Source organism: Novosphingobium sp. APW14 (assembly GCF_032337075.1).
Lineage (GTDB): Bacteria > Pseudomonadota > Alphaproteobacteria > Sphingomonadales > Sphingomonadaceae > Novosphingobium.
This window is the reverse complement of sequence record NZ_JAVYAB010000003.1, coordinates 186,307-201,691: the sequence shown is the minus strand read 5'-3', so window position 1 is coordinate 201,691 and position 15,385 is coordinate 186,307. Positions and strand designations below refer to the sequence as shown.

Annotated in this window: 13 protein-coding genes and 1 tRNA gene; 5 read left to right on the top strand and 9 right to left on the bottom strand. The window is 65.1% G+C overall.

The features are described 5' to 3' along the window. Positions 1 to 13: 13 nt before the first annotated feature. Positions 14 to 799: a 30S ribosomal protein S2 gene (rpsB, locus tag RQP55_RS05485; RefSeq protein ID WP_315609178.1), complete on the bottom strand. Its 786-nt coding sequence runs from the start codon at positions 797 to 799 to the stop codon at positions 14 to 16. A gap of 339 nt (positions 800 to 1,138) precedes the next feature. Here rpsB and RQP55_RS05480 point away from each other — a divergent pair, with 339 nt between their 5' ends. Beyond that, on the top strand, positions 1,139 to 1,387 hold the full coding sequence (locus RQP55_RS05480; RefSeq protein WP_315609177.1) for a hypothetical protein: 249 nt from the start codon (positions 1,139 to 1,141) through the stop codon (positions 1,385 to 1,387). Here RQP55_RS05480 and RQP55_RS05475 read toward each other — a convergent pair. The 3 genes from RQP55_RS05475 to RQP55_RS05465 are packed head-to-tail and all read right to left on the bottom strand — an operon-like array spanning position 1,341 to position 3,994. Next, entirely contained in the window at positions 1,341 to 2,105 is a 765-nt protein-coding gene (locus RQP55_RS05475; RefSeq protein ID WP_315609298.1) for a phosphatidylcholine/phosphatidylserine synthase, read from the bottom strand. The two genes, RQP55_RS05480 and RQP55_RS05475, sit on opposite strands and share 47 nt — an antisense overlap. Positions 2,106 to 2,113: 8 nt before the next feature. Continuing rightward, positions 2,114 to 2,863 (bottom strand): phosphatidylserine decarboxylase, encoded by a 750-nt coding sequence (locus tag RQP55_RS05470; protein WP_315609176.1) that lies wholly within the window; start codon positions 2,861 to 2,863, stop codon positions 2,114 to 2,116. Between the two features lie 3 nt (positions 2,864 to 2,866). Next, positions 2,867 to 3,994, bottom strand: a complete 1,128-nt coding sequence (locus RQP55_RS05465; protein ID WP_315609175.1) for a beta-ketoacyl-ACP synthase III — start codon at positions 3,992 to 3,994, stop codon at positions 2,867 to 2,869. A 149-nt stretch (positions 3,995 to 4,143) separates the two neighbouring features. On the opposite strand from RQP55_RS05465, the gene RQP55_RS05460 reads away from it, so the two are divergent. Beyond that, positions 4,144 to 4,229: transfer RNA gene (locus RQP55_RS05460), tRNA-Tyr, on the top strand. A gap of 41 nt (positions 4,230 to 4,270) precedes the next feature. Then, positions 4,271 to 5,077, top strand: coding sequence for a 23S rRNA (guanosine(2251)-2'-O)-methyltransferase RlmB (gene rlmB / locus RQP55_RS05455; RefSeq protein WP_315609174.1), 807 nt, complete (start codon positions 4,271 to 4,273; stop codon positions 5,075 to 5,077). Positions 5,078 to 5,081: 4 nt separating this feature from the next. Here rlmB and RQP55_RS05450 read toward each other — a convergent pair whose 3' ends face one another. After that, entirely contained in the window at positions 5,082 to 5,699 is a 618-nt protein-coding gene (locus tag RQP55_RS05450; RefSeq protein ID WP_315609173.1) for an energy transducer TonB, read from the bottom strand. An 86-nt stretch (positions 5,700 to 5,785) separates the two neighbouring features. Between RQP55_RS05450 and argJ the strand changes: the two genes are divergently transcribed. After that, positions 5,786 to 7,012, top strand: coding sequence for a bifunctional glutamate N-acetyltransferase/amino-acid acetyltransferase ArgJ (gene argJ, locus RQP55_RS05445; RefSeq protein ID WP_315609172.1), 1,227 nt, complete (start codon positions 5,786 to 5,788; stop codon positions 7,010 to 7,012). Then, positions 7,009 to 7,812 (top strand): inositol monophosphatase family protein, encoded by an 804-nt coding sequence (locus RQP55_RS05440; RefSeq protein WP_315609171.1) that lies wholly within the window; start codon positions 7,009 to 7,011, stop codon positions 7,810 to 7,812. Before argJ ends, RQP55_RS05440 begins: the two co-directional genes overlap by 4 nt. On the opposite strand, the gene trxA is transcribed toward RQP55_RS05440, so the two are convergent. From trxA to RQP55_RS05420, 4 genes are all read right to left on the bottom strand, one after another. After that, the gene (gene trxA / locus RQP55_RS05435; protein WP_315609170.1) at positions 7,809 to 8,129 is read right to left on the bottom strand and encodes a thioredoxin; all 321 of its coding nucleotides are present in this window, start codon (positions 8,127 to 8,129) and stop codon (positions 7,809 to 7,811) included. The two genes, RQP55_RS05440 and trxA, sit on opposite strands and share 4 nt — an antisense overlap. A 67-nt stretch (positions 8,130 to 8,196) precedes the next feature. Then, on the bottom strand, positions 8,197 to 11,694 hold the full coding sequence (addA, locus tag RQP55_RS05430; RefSeq protein ID WP_315609169.1) for a double-strand break repair helicase AddA: 3,498 nt from the start codon (positions 11,692 to 11,694) through the stop codon (positions 8,197 to 8,199). Continuing rightward, positions 11,691 to 14,684 (bottom strand): double-strand break repair protein AddB, encoded by a 2,994-nt coding sequence (gene addB, locus RQP55_RS05425; protein WP_315609168.1) that lies wholly within the window; start codon positions 14,682 to 14,684, stop codon positions 11,691 to 11,693. Before addB ends, addA begins: the two co-directional genes overlap by 4 nt. Beyond that, positions 14,677 to 15,384 carry a nucleotidyltransferase family protein gene (locus RQP55_RS05420; RefSeq protein WP_315609297.1) on the bottom strand — a complete coding sequence of 236 codons (708 nt, stop codon included), beginning with the start codon at positions 15,382 to 15,384 and terminating at the stop codon, positions 14,677 to 14,679. Before RQP55_RS05420 ends, addB begins: the two co-directional genes overlap by 8 nt. Position 15,385: the final 1 nt, after the last annotated feature.

Below are 15,385 nucleotides of genomic sequence, written 5' to 3'. Positions count from 1 at the left end.
GTCCCGGAAGGGCTCAGGCTTCGGTCGAAGCTTCTTCAGCGGCGACTTCAACCACGGCTTCTTCAACCGGGGCTTCTTCCATCGCACCGATATCGACGCCCGAATTCGCGACGCCTTCGCGGCGGCCCTTGGTGGCAGCAGCGGCAACGGCTTCGCAGTAAAGGCGGATAGCGCGGCTGGCATCGTCGTTCGCCGGGATCGGGAAGGCGATGCCATCAGGCGAAACGTTCGAATCGAGGATCGCGACGACCGGGATACCCAGGACGTTGGCTTCCTTGATCGCCAGTTCTTCCTTGTTGGCGTCGATCACGAACATCACGTCCGGGATGCCGCCCATGTCACGGATACCGCCCAGCGACAGTTCGAACTTGTCACGCTCACGCGTCAGCTGAAGGACTTCCTTCTTGGTCAGACCAGCCGTGTCACCCGAGAGCTGCTCTTCCAGCGCCTTAAAGCGCTTGATCGAGCCCGAGATGGTCTTCCAGTTGGTGAGCATGCCGCCCAGCCAGCGGTGGTTGACATAGTGCTGGCCCGAAGCGCGGGCAGCCTGGGCGATCGGTTCCTGCGCCTGGCGCTTGGTGCCGACGAACAGCACCTTGCCGCCAGCCTGGACAGTGGCCGAGATGAAGTCGAGCGCACGGGCCATCAGCGGAACGGTCTGCGACAGGTCCAGGATGTGGATGCCGTTGCGGGCGCCGAAGATGTACGGCTTCATCCGCGGGTTCCAGCGGTGGGTCTGGTGGCCGAAGTGGGCACCGGCTTCGATCAATTGCTGCATGGTGACGACGGGAGCCGCCATAGGTAATTCCTTTCCGGTTTACTGCCTCTGGAAAGCTGGGACCGTGCGGAGCTCCCGCTGCGGAACCGGTATGTGTGCTTTCCATGTGGATTCGCTGTCACCAGAGGGAATCCCTGGATCAAGCGGAGCCGCCCTTAGTGCCTGTATTCCGCAGAATCCAGCCCAAAAGCACGAAGCCACGCCATCAGGCGCAAAAAACCCGCTTGACAGGATGGAACAAAACAGGAACATTGCGACTCACCAGCTGGCAGTCGCTGTTCAGGTGGATGACTTATCAACAAGCTGTCCACAGGGCAATCCATGTCTTGCGGGCCAGGCCTGAAACGAAGGAACGACACGATGACCGCGGTTCTGATCCTGGCCCTTACCGTTCTGGCACTCTCTTCGGGTGCGATTGCCTCCACCTGGCAGCGTTACGGGCAGGCAGCGATGACCGCCCGGCAGGACCGGCGCGATTGCCCGCTGACCCGCGAAGTGCGTTTCCAGATTGTGCAGTATGGCGCGAAGCCCGGCGGGCAGGTTATCGCCCTGCCGATCAAGCCTAAGGCTGTTCCGGCCTATCAGCAGCCGCTGCGCGCTGCCGCGTAACCCGGGTATAGATCGCCATGCCCACCGGCAGCAGCGCCAGGTAAACCACGCAGAACGCCACCAGGGTCCACCATGGCTCGGTCAACAAGGCCGCGCCTACCAGGCCGAACAAGGCCAGGACTTCGAGGCGGACCGAACGGCGCGGGCGCAAGCGCCCCCAGGTCAATGTTGGCAAGGCAGAGATCAGCAGGAAGCCGACAAAAACCAGCCAGCCACCAACCAGCAGCGGGTTGCGCAGTTCTTCACTACCCGTCGCAATCCAGAGATACATCGGCAGGAAGGCCAGCCCGGCCCCCAGCGGGGCGGGAACGCCGGTCAGGAAGCCGGCCGCCTTGCGCGGCTCATCCGCCATATCGATCCGGGCATTGAACCGGGCCAGCCGCAGCGCACAACCGATCGCAAAGGCCAGCGCCGCGAACCAACCCAGCCGCGGCAGGTCTTGCAGCGACCACAGGAACAGCACCAGCGCCGGCGCCACCCCGAACGAAACATTGTCGGCTAGGCTATCCAGCTCTGCCCCGAACCGCGATTGCGCCTTGAGCAGGCGGGCAATCCGGCCATCGATGCCGTCCAGCACCCCGGCAACCACGATCGCCAGGATCGACTTCTCCCACTCACCAGTGATGGCAAAGCGGATCCCGGTCAGCCCCATGCAAAGCGCGGCGGCGGTGATCGCATTGGGCACCATGGCCCGCAATGTCAGTCCCCCGCGCAGCATGGGATCGGTCACTGGCTGATGCCCTCAATCAAAGGCACCTGTCCGATTTCGGCCAGCACGGTTTCCCCGGCCACGATTTTCTGGCCCATCAGCACCCGCGGCTCCGTCCCGGCGGGCAGGTAAACGTCAACCCGGCTGCCAAAGCGGATCAGGCCAACGCGCTGGCCGGCAGCAAGCATGTCACCCGGTTTGACGAAAGGCACGATTCGCCGCGCGATCAGACCGGCAATCTGGGTAAAGCCAATCGCCACCCCATCGCCGCGCTCGATCAGGATGTGCTGGCGCTCGTTCTCTTCGCTCGCCTTGTCGAGATCGGCGTTCATGAACTTGCCCGGCATATAGACCACCCGGCGCACCGTACCGCCAATCGGGGCGCGGTTGATGTGGACATCGAACACCGACATGAAGATCGAGATCCGGGTCACCGGACCGGGCGCCAGGCCGCGGGTGCCGCTGCCATCGTCCATCACCAGCTCGCGCGGCGGCTCAACCTGCTGGATCAGCGTGACCAGGCCATCGGCCGGGGCAACGATAAAGCGATCGTCCTGCGGCGTGACGCGAACCGGATCGCGGAAGAAGGCGCAGATCCCCAGCACCAGGAAGCCCAGCGGCCAGGCCAGCGTTTCCCAGGCAAAGAACGCGGCGGCGGCACTGGCAACCCCGGCAATCGCTGCAAACTTGTGCGCTTCGGGGTGGATGCGCGGCCATTGCCAGGTGGCTTCACCCCGCCCGCGGTTGTCGAGAATCTCATTGGCCATGGATCAGGCTACCTTGCGCACGAAGACGGTGCCAGCAGAATAGCCTGCGCCGAAGGAACAGATCAGCGCGGTATCGCCCGCCGTCAGATCGCTGTTGTGAAGATGGAAGGCAATGATCGAGCCTGCGCTCGAGGTATTGCCATAGGTGTCGAGCACGGTCGGGCTTTCATCCTCGTCCGCTTCATGCCCCAGCACGCGCTGCGAAATCAGTCGGTTCATCCCCGAATTGGCCTGATGCAGCCACAGCCGGCGCAGTGAAGTCGGATCGATTCCCAAGTCACCGGCATGTTCGACGATCATGGTTGCGACCATCGGCACCACTTCCTTGAACACCTTGCGCCCTTCCTGGACAAACAACTTGTCCGGCGTGCCGATGGTTTCCGGTGTGGCAAAATTCAGGAAGCCAAAATTGTTACGGATATTGTTAGAAAACACCGTTTTCAGACGGGTTCCGACAATTTCCCAATGCCGCGCGGGGGCAATATCCTTAGCCTCGACCAGCACGGCGGTCGCCACGTCACCGAAGATGAAGTGACTGTCGCGGTTCTTCATGTTGTTGTGACCGGTGCAGATTTCCGGGCTAACCACCAAGACCGAGCGGGCATTGCCGGCGCGGATGAAGTCGGCCGCGGTCTGGATGCCAAAGGTGGCCGAAGAACAGGCCACATTCATATCAAAAGCAAAGCCTTCGATCCCCAGCGCCTGCTGGATTTCGATCGCCATGGCCGGATAGGGCCGCTGCATGTTCGATGCAGCGCAAAGCACGGCGTCCACATCCTTGGGATCACGGCCGATCGACTGCAGTGCATCCAGCGCCGCCTTCACACCGATCTCAGCCATGATCGAAATTTCGTCGTTCGAGCGCTCCGGCCAGCGCGGCCCCATGCATTCGGGATCGAGCGTGGACGCCTTGCTCAACACATGGCGCGACTTGATGCCGCTGGCCTTTTCGATGAACTCCGCGGAACTGGGCTGCAGTTCCTGCACTTCCCCCGCTGCAATGGCTGCCGCGTTGCGGGAATTGTGGAGTTCCACATAGGCGTTGAAGCTGACAACCAGCTCTTCATTCGAGATCGTCTCGGGCGGGGTGTAGAGGCCCGTGGCCGAGATCACAGGGGTGATTTCCTTCATGGCGGGGCTTCCTATCGGGCAGGAAGGCACACGACAAGTCGATTGGCCCATTGACAGCACGCTCCACCTTGTCCAAAGGCGCGCTCTCTCGGCCGGACGGTCCCCTCGGGGGCCACATTCCGGGGAAACCCGGCACCGGCAATTGGTGTGGACAGGTGGCCGAGTGGTTAAAGGCAGCAGACTGTAAATCTGCCCGCGCAAGCGTACGCTAGTTCGAATCTAGCCCTGTCCACCACCATCCCCTAGTGAGCCACCAACAGACAGGGGATTCGCCACATGAGCCGCAATCGTGACACCAAGCCCAGCCGCGCCCTGCGTGGCCGCGCGGGCCGCATGCAGGGCGGGCGCGGTTCGGGCCGGGCCAGTGCCGGGGCGGTGCGGCTGTGGGGCCGCCACGCGGTCGAAGCCGCACTCAAGAACCCGGATCGCAACCACCGCAAGCTTTGGGCAACCCGCGAAGGCATTGCCTCGCTTGATGGCGAACTGCCCGCCGATTTCCCGGTCGAATATGCCCAGCCGGCTGACCTGGCCCGGCTGGTCGCGCGCGATGCGCCGCATCAAGGGCTGGTGCTCGATTGCGATGCGCTGGAGGATGTCTTCCTTGATGAGGTACTGAGCAGCGACCCGGCCCGTCCGCTGGTGGTGCTCGATCAGGTTACCGATCCGCACAATGTCGGCGCCATCATGCGCTCAGCTGCGGCCTTCAATGCGGCCGCAATTGTCACGCAGGATCGCCATGCCCCGCCCGAGAGCGGCACCCTGGCCAAAAGCGCTTCGGGCGCGCTGGAAGTCGTGCCGTGGATCCGGGTGGTCAACCTGGCCCGCGCGCTCGAGGAAATGGCCGAGGCAGGCTATTGGCGCATCGGCCTGGACGGCGAAGGCAAGGCCACCCTGGCCGAGGCCCTCCCCGTCGGCCCGATCGCCCTGGTACTGGGTGCGGAAGGCGAAGGCATGCGCCACAACATCATGCAGCACTGCGATGCGATTGCCCGCCTTCCGATGTCCGGCGCGGTGGAGAGCCTCAACGTTTCGAACGCCGCAGCGATTGCGCTTTATGCCCTGGCCACCCGCCCGCAGGATTGACGCGCTATTCGACCGTGACCGTGGTTGTTATGGTGACTTTTCTGGCAACAGGCTGACCATTTTTGTCGGTATAGGGTTTCATCCTCCGGCCGTCGACACAGACATTGGTCATTCGACCGGCCTGTGAGGCGGCGGCACCTTCCATCGTCACCTTGCAGCCGGAAACTTCACCGCTCTCTGCCACGCTGTATCCGATCTTCACCATTCCAGGTTCAGGTCCGCTACCCAACGGGAGCACCCAGCGCACCCGGTTTGCATACTCCCCGTCTTTGGGTCGGCCTTCCGCGTCGACCGCAGGGCGGAACCGAGCCCGACGTGTGACCAGCGAGCAGGTTGCTTCATCCAGACTGGCAGAGCCGCTGGATGCCTTGATCGTGCACTCCGAAACGCGCCCCTCTTTGTCTACACGAAGCGAGAATCCGGTTGCGCCTTGCTCGTTCGCTCGCATGGCCGCGGCAGGGTAGTCCAAGGTCGTTACCCAGGCGGCAGGGTTGCCGAGCGGCATCGGTCCGCGCGGATCAGCTGCATCGCGCGGCAACACTATAGTCTCCACCGCCGGCGGCGGAGCAGTAAGTGGCGCGGCGGCGGCCTGAAGCATGAGGAGATTGGCTAATAAAGTCATGCCTTTGTGATAGACGCGCCGCAGGCCTTGGCAAGCAAAACCGCGACTGCCTTGCTCCTTTCGCTATCGCGCCATAAGGACCGCCCATGGCCCACCCCGTTTCGCCCCTTGCCCGCCCCTTCCCCGCGATCCCCGCGATTGCCGGGGTCACCCCGCGCGTCGCGCGTGCCGGTTACAAGGACTGGGGCCGCTGCGACCTGACCTTTATCGAGCTGGCCGAAGGCACCGCCGTGGCCGGTGTGTTCACCCGCAATGTCTGCTGCTCTTCCGAAGTCGAACTGGGCCGACAAAACGTCGCCCACGGCCGCGCGCGGGCGCTGGTGGTCAATGCCGGCAATTCGAACGCCTTTACCGGCTATCGCGGGCGCGAAGCGGTGGAAGCGATCATGGCGCAGGTCAGCCAGCACCTTGGCTGCCCGCAGGAACAGGTCTTCGTTTCCTCCACCGGAGTGATCGGCGTGCCCTTGCCCAAGGACAAGGCCAAGGCCGGGATCGAGGCTGCACTGATGGCCGAGCCCTGCGATTGGCAGGCCGCCGCCAATACGATCGGCACTACCGATACCTTTGCCAAGGGCGCCATGGCCCAGGCCGTGATCGATGGCCGCACGGTCACGCTGGGCGCCATCATCAAGGGCAGCGGCATGATCGCGCCCGATATGGCAACCATGCTGGGCTATGTGTTCACCGACGCCGCCGTGGCACCCGCTTTCCTGCAAGAACTGCTCTCCGCCGCCAACCAGCGCACATTCTCGTGCATCACGGTCGATAGCGACACCTCGACCAGCGACACGGTCCTGGCTTTTGCCACCGGCGCTGCGGGCAATGCGCCGCTCACCTCGTTTGACAGCGTCGGGGCCGATGCCTTTGCCGCCGCGCTCGAAGACGTCTGCCGGCAGATGGCCCATCTCGTCGTCCGCGATGGCGAAGGCGCGCAGAAGTTCATCGCCTTGACCGTCAGCGGCGCGGTGAGCGATACCAGCGCCCGCAAGGTCGGGCTGGCGATTGCCAATTCGCCGCTGGTGAAGACCGCCATTGCCGGCGAAGATGCCAATTGGGGCCGCGTGGTCATGGCCGTGGGCAAGGCCGGCGAACCGGCGGACCGCGACCGCCTCTCAATCGGCTTTGGCGGCACCTGGGCCGCACGTGAGGGCCAGCCGCTCGCCGATTATGACGAGGCGCCGGTTGCCGCACACCTCAAGGGGCAGGACATCTCAATCGAGGTCGATCTGGGCATGGGCGGAGGCCGTGCCACGGTCTGGACCTGTGATCTGACCCACGGCTACATCTCGATCAACGCGGATTATCGTTCATGACCCAGACCCTTGATGCCGCCGTTCTCGCCGTCATCAAGGACGCTTCGGCCCGCGCTGTCATGCCGCGCTACCAGCAGCTTGAAGCCCACGAAGTGATCGACAAGTCGGCTGGGGAGCTGGTCACCGTCGCCGACCGCGAGGCCGAGGTGATCCTGGCCGAAGGGCTGGCTGCAATCCTGCCCGAAGCGGCCATCGTGGGCGAGGAAGCCTGCGAGGCGAATCCTGCGCTGATGGACCGGCTGGGTGATGCGCTGTGCTGGATCATCGATCCGATCGACGGGACCAACAACTTCGCCAGCGGTAAGCCGCCCTTCGGGATCATGGTTGCCCTGGCCGAAGCCGGAGAAACGATTGGCGGCTGGATCTATGATCCGCTGCGCGGCCGGCTCTGTACGGCTCACAAAGGCCAGGGTGCCTTTATCGATGGCGAACGGATTAGCGCCCGTGCCAGTGGCCAGACCCCGCCGGTTGCGGCCATTTCACTGGTCTTTGCCGATCCGGCGCGGCGCGAGGCGCTGAAAACGCATATCGCCCCGCATTACACGCTGGTGGATATCCCGCGCTGCGCCGCAGAGCAGTATCCCCGCATCGTGCTGGGCGAAAATGACATCACGATCTTTGAACGCACACTGGCCTGGGATCACGCGGCAGGCGTGCTGCTGCTCAACGAAGCCGGGGGCAAGGTAGCACGGCCCGATGGCCAGCCCTACCGGGTGGACGAGCACCTGCGCCCTAGCCTGATCGGCGCTGCCAGCCCGGCCCTGTGGGACGAACTGGCGACGCGGATGCAGGCGCTTTAGAGGACGCTTTCCAGCCAGCCCTTGAGCTGGCCCTTGGGCGCGGCACCCAGCTTCTGGGCAACCGGCTGGCCATCCTTGAACAGGATCATCAGCGGGATCGACTGTACGCCGAACTGGGCGGCAGTGTCGGTGTTCTCCATGATGTCCACCTTGGCGATGGTCACCTGGTCAGCCAGCTCTTCGCTGATTTCCTCGAGCGCCGGGGCGATCATCTTGCACGGGCCGCACCAGTCTGCCCAGAAATCGACCAGCACGGGCTTGTCGGACTGCAGCACATCGGCGGCGAAACTAGCATCGGTAACGGCTTTGGTGGCCATGGGGAATCTCCTGAATGTGTTGCTGGTTTATCTAGGGTCGCCGGATCGCTTCGGCAATCGCTGCGGATCAAAAGCTTTCCTCATCCCCTCGCAATGCCTGCTTGTGCACCGCCAGCAGATCATCGGGCAGCGCGATCAAGCGCGGGACCTGGGTGTAAAGCAGCGCAGCTTCCACCGCGCGCCCCGGATAGGCCGCTTCGAGCGCGGCGGCGTAGGCCGCCATCTGGCGCAGGATCGAAACCGGCACGGTATCAAGGCTTTCCGGAGGGCGCCGCGCGGTCTTGAAATCGACCAGCCGGATCCGGTCGGGCAGCACCACCATCCGGTCAATCGTGCCGACCACCACCTGTCCGCCAACAGTGGCCGCAATCGGCACTTCGGCCAGTGCGCCCGGCGCGAACAGGTCCGCCCAGGCCGCCTCATCAAGCACCGACAATGCCGAGCGGACCATTTCCGCCCGGTCCGGCGCGGTAAAATCGCCGCCGTTGCGTACAAGCCAGGCCTCGGCAGCGGCCTTGCGCTCGGCCTGAGGCAATTCAGGCAGGCGCTCAAGCAGCTTGTGCAGCAGAACCCCGCGCGCGGCTGCCTGCCCTGCTCCTGGTGGAAATGGCGGGTCAGTCGCCAGGTCCTCACCCAGTGCTGAAGGAGAAAGCGGACGCGGCGGACGCGGCTCTGCGGCAACCGGGCGTTCCAGCCAGGCGGGTAGCAGCGGCAATTCGCCGCCAAGCCCAACCCGGGCCGGCGCCGTAACCGCGGGACACTGACCATAGGTTGCAGTCCGGCCCCAGTGCGGGTCTTCAAGCCACTCGTCAGCGGCGAAGAGCGCAGCCAGCCGCGCGTACCAGCTTTCATCGTGGGGCTGCTGCTCGGTTGCAGTCAACGCACCACCGATGAACAGAGCTTCCTCGGCGCGCGTCATCGCAACGTAGAGCAGCCGCCAGTGCTCCTCCATCTCGGCCTTGGTGTTCGCTTCCACCACCTCGGCAATCCGGCCCAACTGCTGGCTTTTGGGCAGACCAGGAAGCGGGATCAACTTGCCACTGAGCGGGTCCTGCAACTCAACCGGGCTGCCCCTGCCGCGCGTTGGATTATCCGCTGCGTCAGCCAGAATTACGATCGGCGCCTGCAAGCCCTTTGAACCATGGACGGTCATCACCCGCACTTCGTCACGGCTCTTTCCAGCCTCACGCTTCAACTCGGTCGTCCCCGCATCGAACCATCGGATGAAGCCGGTCAGACTGGGGACGGAACTGGCAGCATAGACCCCTGCCGCGTTGAGCAATTCGTCGATGGGATCGTTGGCCTCTGTGCCCAGCCGCGCGACCAGCCGCTTGCGGCCCTGCCATGGCCCAGTCAGGATCCAGTGCAGCAAGGTGCGTGGCGGTTCATAGTCGGCAATCCGCAGCAATTCGCCCAGTTGGTGCCAGGCCCGGTCAACCTCTGGCGTCCCGCGTGACTTGCGCAGGTGCTCGTAAAGCCCCACCCCTTCGGGCCGCCAGCCCCAGCGCAGCAGGTCATCCTGGCTCCACCCCAGCAAGGGCGATACCAACAGGCAAGCCAGGTTCAGATCATCGTGTGGCTGAACGGCAAAACGCAGCGCCGCCATCAGGTCCCGAACTGCCAGCGGAGTGGCGAGGCGTAGCCGGTCAACCCCGGCTACTGCCACGCCCGCCGCGTGAAGCCGGGCGACGATCAGGCCCGCCAGCTCCTTGCGTTTACGCACCAGCACCATGACGTCGCCGGCCGTGGCACGGCGGGCCTGACCAGCGGCCTCGCCTTTGACCAGCGGAAAGCCTTGATCGAGCCAGACACGAACCTGCTGGGCGATCTTGTCGGCCATGCGGCGGTCTCCGCGCGAAAGCCAGCCTTCGGACCCTTCGTCAGCCGCTTCACCGGGATCGCCGCCGCCTTCGTCGCGCTCATCGGCATCGCCGTTCTTGCTGCCGATTACGCCCCACAGTGTTACGCGACCGGGGCGATTCTCGCCCTTATGTTCGGCTGGACAGGAAGACAGGCCAAGCCCTTCGTACCCAATCTGATCGATCGCCTTGTCAACGAATTCAAGGATCGGCCGTGCGGTGCGGAAACTCTGGCCAAGGTCAAGATCGCGCAGCTCTCGCGCCGCACCACCGCCGCGCTGTTCGGCAAGGTTGGCTGCGGCATCGCGCATCATGTCGGCCACACGCGCCTTGGCCTTGGCGAAGTTTTCCGGGCTGGTGCCCTGGAAGCGGAAGATCGCCTGCTTGTAATCGCCGACCACGAACAGGGTGCGCAGTTTGTCATCCCGCGCGCCCTTGCCGGCAAAGAACTCGTCGGTCAGCGCGCCGATGATCTGCCACTGCGCGGCATTGGTATCCTGCGCTTCATCGACCAGGATGTGATCGAACTGCCGGTCCAGCTTATACCGGATCCATTCCGACAGCTCGCTGCGGGTCAGCAATTGCGCGGCCTGGCGGATCTGATCATCGAAATCGATGTAGCCCGCGCGCGCCTTCGCCTCGCCCCAGGCAAGCGCAAATTTACGCCCCACTTCCAGCGCGGGGACAAGGAAATCGACCAAATCGAGCAGCGCGCGGCGTTGCTGAACGGCAAGACTGCTGGCCATAACGGCAAGTCCAGCTGCTTCGATCCCGTCTTCGAACTTGATCAGCGACTTGGTATTCTTGACCTGCCCTTTTTGGCCGAACAGTTCCTTATGCAGGGTCTCTAACCCAGCAAGCCGCTCTGCCGGGCCGCTCTCTAGCCAATCCCGGATCAGTGCTGAAACCTTGGCTCCAGTCGGTGCGGTCCAGGCGCTGTACGCCGCAAGACAACATTGCAGCGCGTCGGTATCGAACACCCCGTCGCTGCACAGATCGAGCAGATCGTCCGGCCCCGCGTCGATTGGCAGGTCCAGCAGGCGCAGCACCCCGTCGCGCATTGGCGGTTGCCAGCCGGCCGAGCCTTCCCAGGCTTCATGGGCCGCGGCGCAGCGCAGCAGCCAGGCGGGAACCTTGTCCGCCCCCATCCGCACCGACAGTCTTGCCAACGCATCGAGCGTGGCCACGTCATTCGTGCGTTCGGTCGTCAACAGCAATTCAGCCAGCACTTCGCGCAGCAGCAGGTCGCGGTCGCGGTCTTCCATCGCCTTGGCGCCGGGGAGCAGTCCGGCCTCGTTCGGAAAGGCCGCAAGCAGCCATTGCGCGAAAGCATGGATCGTATCGATCCTGAGTCCACCACCGGGACAATCGAGTACTGCGGCGAAAAGCTTGCGGGCGCGGGCAACGGTTTCGGGCCCGTGATCGGCTCCAATCGCCAGCAAATCCTTGGCCAGCGCCGTGTTATCAAGCCGCACCCAGCGCGCCAGCACCTCGTTGATGCGCGCGGCCATTTCGGTGGCCCCGGCCTTGGTGAAGGTCAGGCAGAGGATCTGATCGGGCCGCACGCCCTCTTCCAGCAACAGCCGCAGCACGCGGGCGGAAAGCACCTGGGTCTTGCCCGTCCCGGCCGAGGCCGAAAGCCAGACCACTTCGGACGGTTCGACCGCCGGCCGCTGCTCATGGGTCAGAGGGTAGACCTTGCTCATGCCTCCTGCTCCCCGCGAGCCTGCCATTCATCCAGCCGCATCAGTTGGTCATAATCGTTATAACCCGGCAGGTCGGGGTTCAGCCGGGCGGTAAAGGGGGCGCTGCCCTTGATCCACTTATCGATCGCTTCGCGCAGATAACGCTCGGTTTCGCTAAGGAACTTGTCGCGCGGGATACCGCTCCTCTTGGGAGGCTCCAGCACTGGTTCGGAATAACACCCAAACCCTGTTTCGCTCTCTTCGCTTTTGGCGAAGGACCAGTATTCAAAACCGTTCGGCGTACCGACAATGCCTTCGAAGCCATTGGCTGCGGCCATCAGCCCCAGCGTGCCGAGCTGAAGGGCAAAGCCATCTTGCACCTGCTTACCGGTCGGCGCCTTGCCGGTCTTGTAATCGACCACGATCAGCGCGCCATCGGCACCCCGGTCGATCCGGTCGGCACGGCCCTTGATCGTCACGCCCGCCAGCTGGAAATGGCCCTTGATCTCACTCGCGAGCACCTTGCGCCCCTCGCCGGCATCGCGGGCGATCTTGGCGTCGATCCATTGCAACGCCCGTTCCAGCCGCGGCCACCACAGGCTGCGCGTGACCGGATGAGCCTGCATCTCGGCCAGCTCTTCAGAGGCCAGCGCCAGCAGCTCGCCCGCCCGCCCCCCGGCCTTGTGCCAGCGTTCCATCACATTGTGGACCACCGTGCCCTGCCAGGCGGCGCTGGGATCGGCATCAAGCCCGTCGAGCGAACGCAGCCGCAGGATCGCCTGGGCATAGAACTGGTAGGGATCGCCGCGCAGCCGGTCGACCGCAGTCACCGCCAGTGCGACATCGCGCTGCGCCGCAGTCGGCATCGGCTGGGGCTGCGGATAGGGTGGCAGCAAAGCCGCATGATCGATGGTCCGCGCCAGCTCAACCGCACGGCGTTCCCGATGCGCCGCGGCCAGGTCGCCCAACATGGCCTCCACCCGCAAGACAAAGCGGCTGGGGATCACCGGCCCACCCTCGTCGCGCTGGGCCCAGCTTAGCACCACCTCGGGCGCGCCCAGTGCCCCGGCCAGGTCATGCGCCGCCAGGCCAATCCGGAACTCGCCCGATGGGACACCCAGGGCGCGCAGCACGGCCGGCGGCAACAGCGGTTCAGGCGAAGGACTGGCCGGCCAAGAGCCCTCGGTCAGTCCCGCGCAGATCACCAGGTCAGCGCGACTCATCCGCGCTTCCAGCAAGCCATAGACCGCCACGCGGGGATGGCCGCCCCACGGCGGACGCACTGGCACGCGGTCCATCGCATCGCGCAGCACCTGCGTCAGGTCGGCCCGGCCAAGGCGCGTGCCAATCGCCGCACTGGCATCGCGCAGTTCCTCAAGCCACCCTGCCAGCGCGCGGCCATCGGCTTCACCCCACAGCCGGGCGCCGCACAGCGCCTCGCCCGCCGCGGCCAGCACGTCCAGCGCCTCTGCCAAAGCGGCATCTTCCGGCAAGGCAAAGACGGGCGCCAGCACCGCGGCAAGGCCCTGCCACCAGCCGGCAATGTCTTCACCCTTCCCGCGCTTGGCGAGCCGGTCCACGGCTGCCTCAACCGGGACGAGGCCCGGCTTGGGCCGCGGGCCGCGCAGTTCCAGGTCCAGCGCACGGGCATTTTCCAGCCAGGCGGCGCGCCCTTCCCCAGCGCCGACCAGCGGATGGACAAGCAAGGCCAGCAGCGGCACCGGCGAAGCTTCGCTGGCGGCCAGTTCGGCCAGCAGCAGCAAGACGCGCCCGGCCGTGGTCTGCGGCAATGGCTGTCCGGCCGTATCGTCGGCGACGATGTTCCAGCGCCGCAGATGAGCCACAACCCGGCCTGCAAGCCCGCGATCGGGCGTGACCAGCGCCACGCGCTTTTCCGGCTGATCCAGCGCTTCGCGGATCAAGATTGCGATCGCCTGCGCTTCCTCGCCCGGATGCGCGCTTTCCATCAATCGCACACCCGAAAGGCGGCGCTGCTCTGCCCTCAGATCGACCCAGCGCGCGCTGCCCTCGGGCGGCAGGAACAGGTTGGAGATCGCCCGGCTCCGCTCCGGCGGCGCGGCGGCAAGGCCGGCGCGGTGCCAGGGATCAACCTCCGCGCGGTTCACCCCCATCCGGTTGAGCAGCAGCTTGAGGTGATACTGCGGGTGGGTCAGCGTATCGCGCTCGCCAAAAGGCGGACCACCTGCTTCGCCGGGAATGCCTGCAGAGCCCAGCCCGTCCCAAATGTCCTGATCGAGCGATAGGTCCAGGTCCGGTAGGATCACCGCGCCGTTCGGCAGGTCAGCAATCGTCCGCAGCAGCCGCGCCAGTGCTGGCGAGGCACTGGTGATCCCGGCGGCAACCACTGGCTGATTCGGGGGCACTTCGCGCCAGCGCCTTGCCGCATGGTCGAACAGCAGGTTCCGCCGCACCGGGGGATCCACTTCACCCCGGGCGGCCAGCTCGGCCAGCCAGTGCGCCTGGACCCGGGCAAAGTTGCGGGTCGAATCCTGCCAGTGCATGGCCAGATCGCCAACGATCCCAGCCACGCGTTCCTGCAGCAGATCGCCCAGCTCGATCCCCTCGATCGCCAGCCGGTCCATTGTCCGCGCCGTCTCAAAGGCAAGGCGCAGCAGGCCGGGGGCCTTGGGTGTCTCCTTGCCCAGCTCCGCGCGAAGCAGTTCGGCCAGCCGCAGCCAGCGCCGCACTGGATCCGCTGCGGGTGGGACTGCAGAGCCCGCTCCCAGCGGATCGAGCAGCGGCCCCAGCGTTTCATCCAGATCGAGGTCGCCCACCACCGCCATGCGCGGCAGCAGCAGACCGCCACCGGACAGCCGAACGAAAGCTTCGGTTACGATCCGCTCGGCGCGGCGACTGGGGAGCAGCAGGGTAAGCCGGGCCAGACCAAGCTCCGGCTCGGCGTAACGCGGGATCAGCCCCGCCACCAGTGCATCGGCAAACCCGCGGTGCGCGGCGATGGAATAGACGTTGGGCCCGGCCGGCTCAGCCATCGGCGGTCTGGGCGCTGGCCAGCGCGGCCTCGGTCAGTCCGATGGCTTCGGGATAGCCGACATCGAACCATTCGCCCTCATGCACCAGCCCAAAGCAGCGCCCGGCGGCAATGGCGCGGTCCCAGAATACGTTGGTGGAGAATACGTCCTCGGGCGGATCGACGATCATGTGCTTGGACAGCAGCTGCACCCCGGTCCAGTCATGGCCGCGCGGCCGCTTCGGCCCTTCGCGCGAAAGCCGGCCGTCATCGCCCAGATCGAAATCCCCGATGCCCTTGGTGTTGTGGGCGCGCGCGTGCGGAACAACCAGCATCAGCACGTCCATCTTGGCCGGGTCCCAGGCTTCGGCCAGCCGAACCAGCGGATTGGCACCGCGCCAGGTAAACCAGTTATCGGCATTGATGCAGAAGAACGGATCATCCAGGATCAGCGGCAGCGCCTGCACCAGGCCGCCCCCGGTATCTCGCAGCAGTTCGCGCTCGTCCGAAATCGCAATCTGGAAACGGTCTTCACCGGCCAGGTGCGCCTCGATCTGCTCCGGCAGGTAGTGGACATTGGCGACAATCCGTCCGACCCCGGCATTGGCCAGCAGGTCCAACACGTGATCAAGCAGCGTCGTACCCGCCACCGCCACCAGCGGCTTGGGCCGGGTGGCGGTAAGCGGCATCATCCGCGTGCCCTTGCCCGCGGCCATGATCATC